The 14,587-nt window shown below is 69.5% G+C and carries 10 protein-coding genes; 3 read left to right on the top strand and 7 right to left on the bottom strand.

The window, feature by feature from the left end; all coding sequences use genetic code 11:
- Window positions 1–73: 73 nt before the first annotated feature.
- Complete coding sequence (gene purU, locus OG588_RS43455; protein ID WP_405952059.1) at window positions 74–946, top strand: formyltetrahydrofolate deformylase; 873 nt, start codon at window positions 74–76, stop codon at window positions 944–946.
- Between the two features lie 1,036 nt (window positions 947–1,982).
- Here purU and betA read toward each other — a convergent pair.
- The 6 genes from betA to OG588_RS43425 all read right to left on the bottom strand — a co-directional run bounded on the left by betA (window position 1,983) and on the right by OG588_RS43425 (window position 9,810).
- Window positions 1,983–3,653, bottom strand: a complete 1,671-nt coding sequence (betA, locus tag OG588_RS43450; RefSeq protein ID WP_405952058.1) for a choline dehydrogenase — start codon at window positions 3,651–3,653, stop codon at window positions 1,983–1,985.
- Between the two features lie 197 nt (window positions 3,654–3,850).
- Window positions 3,851–5,272: a glucoamylase family protein gene (locus OG588_RS43445; RefSeq protein ID WP_405952057.1), complete on the bottom strand. Its 1,422-nt coding sequence runs from the start codon at window positions 5,270–5,272 to the stop codon at window positions 3,851–3,853.
- Between the two features lie 141 nt (window positions 5,273–5,413).
- Complete coding sequence (locus OG588_RS43440) at window positions 5,414–6,625, bottom strand: glycoside hydrolase family 1 protein (RefSeq protein ID WP_405952056.1); 1,212 nt, start codon at window positions 6,623–6,625, stop codon at window positions 5,414–5,416.
- An 88-nt stretch (window positions 6,626–6,713) separates the two neighbouring features.
- Window positions 6,714–7,580 (bottom strand): carbohydrate ABC transporter permease, encoded by an 867-nt coding sequence (locus OG588_RS43435; RefSeq protein ID WP_405952055.1) that lies wholly within the window; start codon window positions 7,578–7,580, stop codon window positions 6,714–6,716.
- On the bottom strand, window positions 7,577–8,560 hold the full coding sequence (locus OG588_RS43430) for a carbohydrate ABC transporter permease (RefSeq protein WP_405952054.1): 984 nt from the start codon (window positions 8,558–8,560) through the stop codon (window positions 7,577–7,579). The genes OG588_RS43435 and OG588_RS43430 overlap by 4 nt, the downstream gene beginning before the upstream one ends.
- Window positions 8,561–8,565: 5 nt before the next feature.
- Window positions 8,566–9,810 carry a sugar ABC transporter substrate-binding protein gene (locus tag OG588_RS43425; RefSeq protein WP_405952053.1) on the bottom strand — a complete coding sequence of 415 codons (1,245 nt, stop codon included), beginning with the start codon at window positions 9,808–9,810 and terminating at the stop codon, window positions 8,566–8,568.
- A gap of 420 nt (window positions 9,811–10,230) precedes the next feature.
- On the opposite strand from OG588_RS43425, the gene OG588_RS43420 reads away from it, so the two are divergent.
- Window positions 10,231–12,264, top strand: coding sequence for a hypothetical protein (locus OG588_RS43420; protein ID WP_405952052.1), 2,034 nt, complete (start codon window positions 10,231–10,233; stop codon window positions 12,262–12,264).
- A 9-nt stretch (window positions 12,265–12,273) separates the two neighbouring features.
- On the opposite strand, the gene OG588_RS43415 is transcribed toward OG588_RS43420, so the two are convergent.
- On the bottom strand, window positions 12,274–12,531 hold the full coding sequence (locus tag OG588_RS43415; RefSeq protein WP_405952051.1) for a hypothetical protein: 258 nt from the start codon (window positions 12,529–12,531) through the stop codon (window positions 12,274–12,276).
- On the opposite strand from OG588_RS43415, the gene OG588_RS43410 reads away from it, so the two are divergent.
- Window positions 12,511–14,550, top strand: coding sequence for a WD40 repeat domain-containing protein (locus OG588_RS43410; protein WP_405952050.1), 2,040 nt, complete (start codon window positions 12,511–12,513; stop codon window positions 14,548–14,550). The two genes, OG588_RS43415 and OG588_RS43410, sit on opposite strands and share 21 nt — an antisense overlap.
- Window positions 14,551–14,587: the final 37 nt, after the last annotated feature.

Below are 14,587 nucleotides of genomic sequence, written 5' to 3'. Positions count from 1 at the left end.
CGAGTGGCGCCCGGCCCAACCATGTTGCGTATCGCTCACCTTGTTGCGCAACACGCACCGACGGAGGCCGCCCATGTCCCCTCGACCGCACCCTGGCCGCGAATTCGTCCTCACCCTCTCCTGTCCGGACAGCGCCGGACTGGTCCATGCCGTGAGCGGCTTTCTCGTCCGGAACTCCGGCAACATCCTGGAGAGCCAGCAATTCGATGATCGGCTGGGGGCCCGCTTCTTCATGAGGGTCCACTTCGACGTTTCCGATCCAAACGCCGACCTGAAAACTCTGCGTTACCGATTCGGCCCGGTCGCCGAGGCGTACCGCATCTCCTGGACCCTCCGGGACGCCTCCACCCCCACCAGGACCCTTCTCATGGTGTCCAAGTTCGGCCACTGCCTGAACGACCTGCTGTTCCGCCAACGCACCGGCGCCCTCAACATCGAGATCCCGGCGATCGTCTCCAACCACCGCGACTTCGAGGGACTGGCGGACACCTACGGCATCCCCTTCCACCACATCCCGGTAACCAGGGACACGAAGGCCGAAGCGGAGGCCCAACTCCTGAACCTGGTAAGGGATTTGAACATCGACCTGGTGGTCCTGGCCCGCTACATGCAGATCCTCTCCGACGACCTCTGCAAGCAGTTGGAGGGCCACGCCATCAACATCCACCACTCCTTCCTCCCCAGCTTCAAGGGCGCCCGCCCCTACCAGCAGGCATACGACCGCGGGGTCAAGCTCGTGGGCGCCACGGCGCACTACGTGACACCGGAACTGGACGAGGGCCAGATCATCGACCAGGACGTGGTCCGGGTGGACCACTCACTCGACCCGGATGAGCTGGTGACGGTGGGGCGGGACGTGGAGGCGCAGGTGCTGGCGCACGCGGTGAAGTGGCACAGCGAGAACAGGGTGATGGTGTATGGGAATCGGACGGTGGTGTTTCGGTGAGGGTGGGGGTGGGGTGAATCCGGGCGCGGGGGGGGGCGGGTGAGTCCGGGCGCGGGTTCGGGTGTGGGTTCGGGTACGGGTGTGGGCCGTATACGGCTTCCGGCGGCGGCACTCGGGGCGCGGGCGCGCTGAAGGCGGTCTGCCGGCGGCGACTTGGAACGCGGACGCGCGCCAATCAGCATGCCCACCGGCGGATTGGAACGCAGGCGCACACACAACAGTCAGTCCGCGGCAGCTGGGTGCTCGGCACCCACGAGCCTGTCTGCGGCGGCTTGCCACGCTGGCGCACACACCAGTGTGTCCCACGACGACGTGGAACGCCGGCGCACACATCAGTCACTCCGCGGCGACTCGAAACGCGGGCGCACGCACCAGCCTGTCGGCGGCAACTCGCGACACAGGCACGCGCCGATCAGCGTGTCCCTCGGCGGCTTGGACCGCGGGCACACACCAGCCGGTCCGCGGCGGCTTGGAACGCTGGCGCACACACCAGCCTGTCGGCGGCAACTTGCGACACAGGCACGCGCGGATCAGCGTGTCCCCCGGCGACTTGGAGCGCGGGCGCACACCAGCCGGTCCGCGGCGGCTTGGAACGCTGGCGCACACACCAATCAGCCCGTCCAAGACGACTTGGAACGCGGGTACGCCCACATCAGCCCGTCCTCGGCACCCTGCAACGCGGACACGCATACGCCGGCCCGTCCTCGGCGCCCTCCAACGCGGGCACACATCAGCCCGCCCTCGGCGCATTGGAGCGCAGCCCGGCGATTCAGCCGTCTCCGGCCTCTCGACACGCAGGCCGGCCGTATCCAGCCGTCGCCGCCAACTCGAAACGCAGGCCGACACCATCCAGCCCGTCCCCGGCAGCCTGAAACACGGGCCAACAACACCCAGCCGTCACCGGCACGTCGAAACACAGGCCGGCCATGTCCAGCCCGTCCGGCGTTTGAGGACGAGGCCGTTCAGGCCGAAGCGGGGGCCTGGGGGCGGCAGCCCCCAGAACCCCCGACGCCCTCAGCCTCTCAACGCCCCGCGCTTACCCCGCCTGCTTCTGCTGTGCACCCCCGTGCCTGTAATACACAGCCGAGGAAGGATCAAGCGGCTCCTTGCCCAGGATCAGGTCCGCCGCCTTCTCCGCGATCATCATCACCGGCGCGTAGATGTTGCCGTTGGTCACGTACGGCATCACCGACGCGTCCACGACCCGCAGCCCCTCCACACCGTGCACCCGCATGCTGTCAGGGTCGACGACGGACATCTCATCCGTGCCCATCTTGCAGGTGCAGGACGGATGCAGAGCGGTCTCGCCCTCCTTGGCCACCCACGCGAGGATCTCCTCGTCGCTCTCCACAGACGGCCCGGGCGAGATCTCCCCGTCGTTGTAGGGGGCGAGCGCGGGCTGGTTGAGGAGCTTGCGGGCGACCCGGATCGATTCGACCCACTCACGCCGGTCCTGCTCCGTGGACAGGTAGTTGAAGCGCAACGCCGGGTGCTCCAGCGGATCCTTGCTCTTGATCTTCACCGAGCCGATCGCGTCGGAGTACATCGGTCCGACATGCACCTGGTACCCGTGACCGCCGGCCGGCGACGAGCCGTCGTAGCGGACCGCGATGGGCAGGAAGTGGAACATCAGGTTGGGGTAGTCGACGTCCTCGTTGCTGCGGGCGAAGCCGCCGGCCTCGAAGTGGTTGGTGGCGGCGGGACCCTTGCGGAAGAGCCATTGCAGGCCGATGAAGGGGGCGCGCCACTTCGCCATGTACGGCTGCATGGAGACGGGTTGCTTGCAGGCGTACTGGATGTACACCTCCAAGTGGTCCTGCATGTTCTCGCCGACGCCCGGCAGATCGTGGACGACATCGATGCCGAGCGCGGTCAGCTCCTCCGCGTTGCCGACACCCGAAAGCTGAAGCAGCTGGGGCGAGTTGATCGCGCCGCCGCACAGGATGACCTCGCGGGCGCGCACCTCGCGGACCTTGCCGCGGTGCCGGTACTCGACGCCGACGGCCTTCTTGCCCTCGAAGAGGACTCGGGTGACCATCGCGCGGGTGGTGACGGTGAGGTTGGGCCGCTTCCGCACGGGCTTCAGATACGCCTTCGAAGCCGACAGCCGTCGCCCCCGGCTGACGTTCCGGTCGAAGGGCGCGAACCCCTCCTGCTGATAGCCGTTGACGTCGTCGGTGCGCGGATACCCCGCTTCCTGAACGGCGTTGAGGAACGCGCCGAACAACGGGTTGGAGGCAGGCCCGCGTTCGAGGACGAGCGGACCGTCGTGGCCGCGGAACTCGTCGTCGGGATCGGCCGCGAGACAGTTCTCCATCCGCTTGAAGTACGGCAGACAGTGCGCGTAGTCCCAGCTCGCCATGCCCGCGTCGGCGGCCCAGCGCTCGTAGTCCATGGGGTTGCCGCGCTGGAAGATCATGCCGTTGATGCTGCTGGAGCCGCCCAGCACCTTGCCGCGGGCGTGGTAGACGCGCCGGTCGCCCATGTGCGGCTCGGGTTCCGACTCGTACTTCCAGTCGTAGAACCGGCTGCCGATCGGATAGGTCAGCGCGGCCGGCATGTGAATGAAGACGTCCCAGGGGTAGTCGGGCCGGCCGGCCTCCAGGACCAGCACCTGGTTGGCCGGGTCCGCGGAGAGCCGGTTCGCCAGCGCGCTGCCGGCGGATCCACCGCCGACGATGACGAAGTCGTATTGCAGGGGAGCCATGATCTCTCGTCTCGCTCGCGCCGTAGATACGCGAGGCATGCTAATACGAGTACCGCTATACGCACCAGGTTGCGCGCCACGCAACCTGATGGCGCAGGTTTCCGCACTGTTTCCCAGCCTGAGTCCCGATTTCCCGACCCGAGTCCCGACCCGCGTTCCGACCCCAGTCCCGACCCGATCGGATCCCCGCGCGTTTCTCAGATGCTGAAGCGCTCCTTGCCGAGGAGAGGCCGGACCCGGGAGCGGAAGCCGCCTGTGCGGAAGGGGTGCTGGAGCAGACCGGGGCGCAGGTGCTGGGCGAGTGCGGCGGCGATCATGCCCTGGTCGAGGGCGAGGACGTAGTCGCTGACGCGGCCGTTCGCGGTGTCGACGGAGTCGCGGAAGCCGTAGCGGTCGTCGTAGGCGCCGAGGTCCCGTGCGAGAGCCGTGAGGTTGGCGAGGGCCTCGGGCGCGGCGTACGGCAGGGCGAGGAAGGAGGCGTGCGGGGTGACGACGCCGAGGGAGTTGTAGCCGTCCTCCTGCATGCCGATCGGGTCCACGCCGTACTCGCGGTAGCCGCCCTCGGGGATGTTGGCGGGTGAGAAGCCCCAGTAGCCGTACTTCGCCTCGTCCAGGCCGTGTTCGATCTGGCTGCGTACGTAGCGCTGGTGGGTGGTGCCCCAGGAGTACGGCGACCAGGCGGCCTCGGGCACGAACAGCGGGACCATCAGCGCCTCGAACATCGAACCGCCCCAGGTGGGGACGAGTTTGCGGCCACGGTAGGTGTAGTGCCCCTCCCACACCCGTACGCCGTCGATCGTGACATAGGAGCCCTCGGGTTCCTGTTCCTGTCCCATACCGGGGAGCAGGGTGCGGAACAGGTGCCAATAGTGCTCGGTCGGCAGGGAGTTGTCGGCTATGCCGAGGTAACTCGCCATCCGGGGTTCGGTGTTGAGGGCGCCGTAGTGGTGGCCGGTGGGTTCGCCCTTGCCGGGCTTGTCCGGCCAGAAGCCGCCGCGCAGTTGGCCGGGGCCGGCCACCGGGTCGGCCGGGTCGTAGGGGGTGTAGTAGTACGACCAGTCGGCGTCGGCGAGGAGTCGGGCGATGCGCGGACGCAGTTCCGGGTCGGCGTCGGCGGCGATCTTCAGCCCTGTGACAAGCCACGCGTTGTCGACGGTGGAGAGGAAGGGGCGCACCGGGTCGCCCGTCCCGGGCCAGCTCGTGAGGACCGAACCGTCGTACGCGTCATACCAGTTGAACCAGAAGCCGTGCGCGCGCTCCAGTTTCTCGACCGCTGAGAGGGTACAGGCCAGGCGTCGGTGCATGACGGACCCGGAGATCACGCCGAGGCCTGCCGCGGCGACGGTCGACCACAGGCCGCAGCCGATGTTGGTCGGCGAGGTCTGGGGCGAGGGCACGGGGGTGCCGGTGCCGGAGACGTCCATCGTGTCGGCGGTCAGGCCGAGTTCGGTGGTCATCGCGGTCATCGAGCGGTAGGTGGCCTCGAACCAGGTCCGCAGTGGCGGGCCGTCGGGGGCGGGGCGGCCACGGGTCGACGCGGACGCGGAGGCGAGGGGCAGCGCGGCGGTGAGGGCGGCGGCTCCCGCCGTGGCGGTGGTGAGGAACGTACGACGGTTCATGCGGGTCCAACTCCCAGGGGAATGCGGGCGGGACGGGCAAGGGAAGGGGTGTGCGCGTCGTCGTGTCCCGGGCGGGACAGCGGTGGGGCGGGAGCCGACGGGTTGTCAGGGGCCCGTCGGCTCCCGGGACTTGGGGCGTGGCTACGCGTTCCCGCCTGCCGCGCGCGGCAGTTCGCGGGTGCGGCCGAGGGCGCCGAGCCAGGCGGCGGACGGCTTGGCGGTGCGGGCGAAGCTGACCGGGTCCACGGCGATCAGGCCGAACGTCGGCCGGTAGGAGCCCCATTCGTAGTTGTCGAGGGCGCTCCAGGCCAGGTAGCCGCCGATGTTCAGGCCGTCGTCGAGGGCGGCGGCGACCGCGTCCAGGGCACCGGCGTAGTAGTCGATACGGCGGGTGTCGTCGGCGGTGGCGATGCCGTTCTCGGTGACGATCAGCGGGACGTCGGGGCCGATGACGTCGACGGTGTGGCGCAGGGCGTGGCCGACGGCCTCCGGGTAGAACTCCCATTGGGTGAGGGTGCGTTCGGCGTCCTGGGGCGCGGGGATCGGGCCGTCGGGGCCGATCTTGGTGCGGGTGTAGGACTGGACGCCGATCCAGTCGTCGTCGCGCGCGGCCTCGATGAAGATGTCCTCGCGGGGGTGGCGGTAGGCGGCGGTGACGTCCTCGGCGCCGGGCAGCGCCTGGTAGACCTGGTTGGCGATGGTCCAGCCGACCTGGATGGCGGGGTCGATCGCGCGCACCGCCTTGACGGCGGCCAGGTGGGCGGCGATCACCGCGTGGGTGGTCTCCTCGTCCGGGGTGGGCAGCCCGGCGGGCGGGAAGCCCTGGTCGCCGGCCTTGGCGGCGCCCGCCATCACGGCGATCATGTTGGGTTCGTTGATGGTGCACACATGGCGGACGCCGTCCGCGATGATCGGCGCGCAGTGCTCGACGTAGCGGGCGAAGAGGTCGGCGGCGCCGTCGGCGGTCCAGCCGCCGAGGTCCTCGAACCACCGCGGCACCGTGAAGTGGTGCAGGGTCACCATGGGGCGCAGGCCGCGGGCGAGGGCGCCTTCGACCATGCGGCGGTAGTGGGCGATCTCGGCGCGGGAGAAGGTGCCGGGAACCGGTTCTATGCGAGCCCATTCGACGCTGAACCGGTAGTCGGTGAAGCCGAGTTGGGCGAGCAGGTCCAAGTCCTGATCCCAGCGGTGGTAGCTGTCGCAGGCGTCCAGGCTGGGCTCCTCGATCCCGGCGGCCGGGTCGTGTTCCTTGCGCCACCAGTCACTGTTGACGTTGTTCCCCTCGATCTGGTGGGCGGCCGTGGAGGCGCCCCACAGGAAGCCGTCGGGGAACGGGGTGGGAGTGCGACTCATGGTTCGACGTGTCCTTCTGCTGGGTGGGGCCAACGGGCGTGTGGGGCCGACGGCGGATCGGATGGGTCCAACTGGCGTGCGGGGCGCGCTACTTGAGCCCGGCGGTCGCGATGCCCTGGGTGAAGTGGCGTTGCAGCACGGCGAAGACGAGCAGCACCGGCAGCACGACGAGCAGGGAGCCGGCCATCAACATGCCGTTGCCGCCGCCGACCGTGCGGTTGGGATCGTTGGCGAACGTCGCCAACGCCACGGGGAGCGTGTACTTGCCGGGGTCGTTGGTCGCGATCAGCGGCCAGACGAAGTTGTTCCAGGAACCGAGGAAGGTGAAGATCGTCAGGGTCGCCAGGGCGGGCTTGACCAGGGGCAGCACGATGCGCCAGAAGATGTACCACTCGCCGGCGCCGTCGATGCGGGCCGCTTCGAGGAGTTCGTCGGGGATCGACTGCATGAACTGCCGCATGAGGAAGACCCCGAAGGCCCCGGCGGCGAACGGCAGGACCAGTCCGGCATAGCTGTCGATGAGGTTCAGCTTGGTCATCAGCACGTACAGCGGCAGCACGAGCAGGTTGCCCGGCACCATCAGGGCCGCGAGGACGATGCCGAACACCTTGGAGCGGCCGGTGAATTGGAGCTTGGCCAGCGCATAGCCGAGCATCGAGCAGAACAGCAGATTGCAGACGGTCACGAGCACCGCCACGATCAGCGAGTTCATGAAGTACCGCGCCATGTCCAACTGGTCCAGCAGCGCACGGAAGTTGGCGAGCGTCCAGTGGCTGGGGATCCACACCGGCGGGCTGGCGGTGAGGTCCTTCTTCGTCTTGAAGGCCGACAGCGCCATCCACAGGAACGGTGCGGACATGACCAGCAGCCCCAGCGACGCGACCGTGTACAGCAGGGGTCCTCGGACCCGGCCCGGGCGACGGCGGGTCGGTGCGTTCACCGTCGGCGCGGTCATGACGTGTTGTCCTTCAGCAGTCGGAGCTGGAGCACCGTGATGCCCATGATCACCACGAACAGGACGTACGCCATGGCGCTCGCGTAGCCCATGTGGAAGAAGTTGAAGCCCTCCTGGTACATGTCCAGGGAGACGGTCATGGTGGCGTTGGAGGGGCCGCCCTGGGTCATCACGAAGGGTTCCTCGAACACGTTGAGGTAGCCGATGGAGGTGATGACGCTGGCGTAGAGCATCGTCGGCCGCAGCAACGGCACGGTGACGCGCCGCAGTTCCTGCCAGGCGCCGGCGCCGTCCAGCCGCGCGGCCTCCCGGACCTCGGTGGGGACGGCCTGGAGTCCGGCGATGAACAGGACCATCACGGTGCCGAGGTTGCGCCACACCGCCATCGCGATCAGCGAGGGCATGGCCCAGGTCTCGGAGCCGAGGAAGTCCGGTGCGGTCAGGCCGAGTTCGGAGGCGAGACCGGCGACGAGACCGTCCGAGGGGTCGAGCACGAACCGCCAGACCACGGCGACCGCGACGATGGTGGTGACGACCGGGGCGTAGAAGCCGACGCGGAAGAAGGTGCGGGCGCGGTCGATGCCGTTGTTGAGCAGGACGGCGATCAGCAGTCCCAGCACGACGGTCAGCGGGACGCCGACGACCACGAAGTAGCCGGTGTTGAAGAGCGCCGTACGGAACACGTCGTCGTCGAAGAGCCGTGTGTAGTTGTCGAAGCCGACGAACTCCGCCTCGAAGGGGCGGGTCACGTCGCGGGCCCCGAAGTCGGTGAAGCTCATCAGGAGTGTCGCGACGATCGGGAGGAGCATGAAGACGCCGAACAGCACGAGGAAGGGCGCCGAGAACAGCCAGCCGTGCAGGTTGTGCCGGCCCAGTCGGCGTTCGCGACCCGCCCCTCGCTTCGGCCCAACAGGGCTCTTGGAAAGCTTGGTTGGGCCCGTGGCCGCGCTGTCGGCGGTCGATCCGGTCACCAGGGACATCGCTGTTACCTCACGAGCCCTTCGATCTGGGACTGCGCCTTGCCCAGCGCGCCCTTCGCGGACGAACGGCCCTGTGTGACCTGCTCGATGGCGGTGTCGACCTTGGAGGTGATCTCGGTGAGCTTCGGGTCGGACGGCGGAGTCTTGGCCGTTTCGAGTTGCTGCCGCCAGATCTTCAGGTTTGCGTCGGTGGCGAGTTCACCGGTCTCCCAGGCCGCCTTGTTGGCGGGCAGGTCGCGGGTGCGCTCGTACCAGTCGGCCTGGCCCTGGGCGTTGGTGAGGGAGGCGATGAACTGCTCGGCGGCGGCCTTGTGTTCGCTGTCCGCCGAGATCGCGAGACTGGACCCGCCTGCCATCGACACCGAGGACACGTCGGTCGGTACGGGCGCGATCGCCCACTTGCCCTTCAGGTCCGGGTAGTTGTCGTCGAGCAGGGACATGATCCACGGGCCGCCGAAGAACATGGGCACGGAACCGGTGTTGAAGTCCTTGGTCACGTCGTAGCCGGGCCGCACCGACTTCGCGCTGAGCCCCTTGGGGAAGTAACTCCCGTAGTTCTCCAGCGCCTTGACGGCCGCCGCGCTGTCGATGACGGGCTTGTCGTCCTTCGTCAGCAGCTCACCGCCCGCCGAGTACAGGAACGGGTAGAAGCTCTGGACGGTGTCCAGACCACCCGGCTGGATGGACAGCCCCCACTTGGTGCCGGCCTTCTTCTGGTACGCCTCGGCCGCCGTCCGCAGGTCGGCCATGGTCGCCGGGGCGGTCTTGAGGCCGGCCTTGGCCGCGAGGTCGGTGCGGTAGTAGAGGACGCGGGTGTCGACGTACCACGGGACGCCGTAGGCCTTGCCGTCGTAAGACACCTGGTCCCAGGCGGCGGGGAAGAAGTCGCCCTCCTTGATCGTCTTGGTGTCGACCGGTTCGAGGACGCCCATGTCCGCGAACTCGCCGAGGTAGGTCCCGCCCATCTGGACGACGTCGGGGAGTTTGTCGGCGGCAGCGGCGGCGACCAGCTTCTGGTGTGCCACGTCCCAGCCGACGGGTGTCACCTTCACGGTGATGTTGGGGTGCGTCTTCTGGTACGCCTTGGCGACGTCGGCGAGCTTCTCGCCCTCGGCGCCCATCGCCCAGACCGTCAGGGTCTGCTTGGCGTCGGCCGCCACCTCCGCGCCACCGGAACCACCGCAGGCGGTGAGGGTGAGCGCGGAGGCCACGGTGAGGGCGATCGAAGCGGTGGTAGCAGGACGGCGCATGGACTGCTCCTCCTTGAGCGTTCCGGATGTATGCGCTTCCTGTAAGCGCATACATCACTCTCGTGCAAGAATTCCGGGGCAGGCAAGGGGCTCTCGGTCACGCTCCCGTAACGACTGGGACATCGGGCGATGACGTGGGATCGGGGTCGGTTGATTTGGTATTTAGGGCGCTTTAGGACTCTTTAGGTGCCATCGCGCGGGCATAGTTCAGAGGTTTCCCCGATGCCTTCGCGGCCGGTGATCCGCGACGATGGTTGCTCCTGGCGCTCCGCTCCTTCCCGGGGGACTTGAGCCGGCGTTCACGGGAGGGATGCGGGCATGTCGAAGAGGTTGGCCCTGTGGGGGGAAGAGCTTTTCCGGAGTCGGGAACGGGAACGGCGTCGCGGTCCCACGCCTGAGAACCATGCCGAAATCGGCTTCGTGCCAAGGGGGTTCGAGCCCTGCCTGCTGGCCGTACTCCGGCTGTCGCTGGGAACGGACCCGGACACCCGTGTCTCCACCGGGTGGTTCCGGGAGTCGCTCGCCCGCACGAGCCACCTCGCCCGCGCGGCCGAACTGGCGTACACGACCGATGACGAGACCACGCGAAGCGAGGAACTCCTGGCCCTGGTGAAGGCCGCGGCCGGCGCCGAAGACCTGTGCGGCGCCCAGGAGTTGGCCGAGTCGATCCCCGTACGCCAGCTACGGGACCAGGCGCTGGTCGCCCTCGTACCGGCGTGGGCCCGGGCCGGTGAGCGTGAGAGGGCTGTCGCCGTGGCGGAGAGCATCCGCTATCCGCACAACTGGGGTAAGGCTTGGGCTCTGTTGGCGAAGGCGGCGGCGGACAACGGCGACACCCTCGACGCGCTCAAGTTCGCCGATCGTGCCGACGCGGAGGCGAGTTCCGCCGGTTTCGACGGGGCGGGAGGGGTGCTCGCCCTCCTCGTGGACGTGGCCGACGCCACCGGCGACGAGGTCCGGGCAGCCTTGCTCGCCGACCGCGTCGAGGACTTCGCGCGGTCCCACAGTCCGAGCCCGTGGGGCCAACCCGGGCCGCTGGCCGTGGTGTTGATCCGGGAGGTGCTGAGGGGAGAGCTGGACCGGGTCGATGCGCTTCTGGCCCGCTCGCTTGACGCCGGGGCCGGGGCCTACGCCGGGGCCGGGGCCTACGCCGGGGCCGGGGTCTACGCCGGGGCCGGGGCCGAAGCCAGAGCCGGGGCCGGGGCCGGAGCTGAGGCCGGGGCCGGAGCTGAGGCCGAGGCCGGAGCTAGGGCCGGAGCCGGGGCCGGAACCGGAGCGGACGCCAAGGCCGGAGCCGGATCCGGAGCCGAGGCCGGAGCCAGGGCCGGAGCCGGAGCCGGGGCCGGAACCGGAGCCGGGGCCGGAACCGGAGCGGACGCCAAGGCCGGAGCCGGATCCGGAGCCGAGGCCGGAGCTAGGGCCGGAGCCGGGGCCAGGGCCGAAACCGGGGCTGAACCTGAGGCCGGAGCGGACGCCAAGGCCGGAGCCGAAACCGGGGCCGAAGCCGGGGCCGAAGCCGAGGCCGGAGCCGGAGCCGGAGCCGGAGCCGAGGCCGGAGCCGAACCTGAGGCCGGAGCCGGAGCCGGAGCCGACGCCGACGCCTGCGCCTGCGCCTGCGCCTGCGCCTGCGCCTGCGCCGGTCAGTCTCCATTGGACGGCGCCGAACCCGTCGACCAGGACACAGCCAGGCAAGGAGACCCGGACACGTTTGTCACCTACCTGCCGCCGCCCAGCTCCCCGCTCGGCGCCTCGGACATGGCCTGCGTGCTGGACGCGGTCGCCGAGACCGCCGCCCAGGACGTGGCCCTTGCCCTGGCGGACCGGGCGGAGGCGCTGCTCGACACCGTCGTCGGCCTTGATCGCCATGATCTGCTGCACTCCCTGATCCTTCTGCTGGCCCGGCGCGGGGAGGTCGAGCGGGCCGTGGTGCTCGCCGACCGGATCGACTCTCCCGCAGCGCGCGCGGGGCAACAGGCGGAGATCGTCGGCCAGTTGGCGCGCTTCGGCGACGTGGACCGGGCCGAGGCTCTCGCGCGCGGGATCACCGACCACCGGGTACAGGCCAGGGCATTGATCGACGTGGTCCGGGAGTTGGCCCGACGCGGTGATCCGGACCGCGCCGAGACCGTGGCCCACTCCATCACCGACCGCTGGGCGCAAGGCGAGGCGCTGATCGCGGTCGTCCAGGAACTCGCCCGGCGCGGCGATCCGGACCGCGCCGAGGTCCTCGCCCACTCGATCGCCTACCGCGCGACCCGGGCCCGCGCACTGGCCGTACTCGCGGAGCTGTCCGATCCGCCCCGCGCCCGCAGACTGGCCGGACAGGTCATCATCCTCGACGACTGGGCAACTGCCCTGCCCCTGCTGGAGCGGCTCGCGCCCCGCGCGCCGGCGACGATCGCCGACCTCGCCGAGCAGCAGCTGCCGCAGCCGGTGCTGGGCGACAGGTCGTGATGGGCTGCCCTACCGCACACCACCCCGCCCTCCGACCCTCTTCCTCGCCGTCCTCATCTCCCTCCTCCTCGCCGTTCTCATCTCCCTCCTCCTCGCCGTTCTCATCTCCCTCTTCATCTCTCTCTTCATCTCCCTCCTCTTCGCCTTTGCTGTTTCCTTCCTCTCCTTGTCAGTGCTGATTGCGAGACTCGCTCCATGATTCCGAAACTGCCTCTGCAGAGCCCTCGTTGGCGTGACCTGGCCGGTGTGACAGCCGAGGAGGTGCAAGCGCTGCTGGACCTCATGACCTCAACGGCCGTTACCGGTGCCGACGATGAGTGGAGGCAGGCCTGGACGTACATGACCGACGACCTGCTGGACGACGGGACCGTCTACGACAGCGCCTACGCGGTTCTGCCCCATCTCGTCGAGGTCGCAGCGGAGTTGCCGCCGGGACGGTCCGTGGATTTCTGGGTGGACCTGGGGGTCATCGTGACCGCCGAGGACAGGCCCCCTGTTCCGGCCGATCTGGAGCCGGGGTTCAGCGCCGCGCTCCGGCTGGCCGAGCAGGCGGCCATACGGAGCTTCCTCACCGCCGGCGCTCCCGCGAAGGTCAGCGTCCAACTCGCCCTGAGCTGCGTCGCCTTCGCCGGTCACCACATCGGCGCGGCGCTGTGGGATCTCCAACTCGGGGAGAGTTACCTTGCGTTGCTGTGCCCCGGATGCGACAGCGACACCGAGATCCTCAAGTTCTTCGTGGACCCGGTGCGACCACCGTTCGCGGCTCCCCAACTGCCTGATCCGGACCGTGCCCCCGCCCGTGCGGGGCAGCACCCCTGGGGCGAGGTCGCCGACGCGTTGGAGGGGGAAGTGCTGGGCCAGGAATGGGAGCCCTTCCTGCGGGTGGCTCGTGAGGTCGCGGCGGCGGGAGTGCCTCCCGAGACACCGGGGCAGGCCGCCCTGTGTCTGGTCGCCGGCATGGTCGCGGCCAAGGGCACCCCGCAGTGGGCCGGCGACGAGTGGGCCCGCCAACTGGCCCTGCTCACCGGGCACTTCCGCTGCTGGAACTGCGAACAGACATGGACGATCGCGGACGGCCTGGTGGAGGGTCCGGACGGCGCCCGCCCGCAGAGTCCTCCCCCACAGTCATCGACGCCCACCGACAGCTCCGCGACGAATGCGACACCAGCAACACTGGCAACACCGGCGACGGCGACGGTCGAACCGACAGGGGAACCAACGCCCCGTCTCCGGCAGGACGGAGACGCACTGCTCACCGCCGACGGCACGCCCTGGGGCCGTATCACCGTGTTCTCCGACTCCGCGCCGGGCTCGTCCGGCGGCGTCGACTCACTGACGGTGGCGTCCATCCCCGGTGGGGCGACTCTCGTGGCCGGAGCCGGAGCCGGAAACGGAACCGGAACCGGAACCGGCGGCAGGGGCGAGCTGCGCCTCTGGGATGTGACCGACGGGCGACTCGTCCATGGGCCGTTGCCGGGGCATCCCGATCGCGTCCTCTCGATGGCGGCCCTGCCCCTTCCCGACGGCCGTGTGCTTCTGGCGAGCGGAGGCGATACCGGAACAATCGCCCTGTGGGATGCCGTCACCGGGCGGCCGGTTCTCGAACCCGCCGCCAACTGGCTCGGTGAGGTGACCGGGATGTGTGGCGCGCCCCTCCCAGACGGGCGGACTCTCCTCGTCACCGCCACCTCCCGAGGCGCGGTCCGGTTGCGGGACCCGGCCACGGGCGAGTCCCTCGGGCGCCTCAACCCCTCCGGCCGTCCGATCCGTTCGGTCACCGCCGTCCCGGTCTCCGGCGGCCACACGCTGATCGCGGCCGTGGACACCCAGGGCGGCGTCCACATGTGGGATCCGGCCGTCGACGACCCCTGGGAGCCGGGCGCGGCAGTGCAGTTGAAGGATCGTGCGCTCAGCGATGCCGGACACCGGGTGGCAGCCGTAGCGGCTGTGCCCACGGCCGACGGAGCCCTCCTCGCCACCGGCGACGATCGCGGCGCGGTCATGGTCTGGGACCCCGCTACCGGCGCGCCGGTCGGCGAGGGGCTGCCGCCCGCGACGGGCACCGCCGGCCTTCAGGTCATGGCCGCCACCACGCTGCACGACGGCCGCACCGTCCTGGTCACCGGCACCCGACACGGGCACAGCCTGCGCGTGTGGGAACCGGCGACCGGTGCCGTACGGCAGATACTCCTGGACGTGACCATCACCTGCTTGGCCGCCGCAGGTCCCGAGGTGATCGTCGGACACGACCACGGAGTTCTCGGAGTCCCACTGGCGAGGCGGTGAACCTCCCGTCCCGGCCCGCCGATCGCGCCCGCGACCT

The organism is Streptomyces prunicolor (genome assembly GCF_045162825.1).
Taxonomy (GTDB): Bacteria; Actinomycetota; Actinomycetes; order Streptomycetales; family Streptomycetaceae; genus Streptomyces; species Streptomyces prunicolor.
Note: the sequence above shows the minus strand (reverse complement) of the source record. Positions and strands in the feature narration are given on the sequence as shown.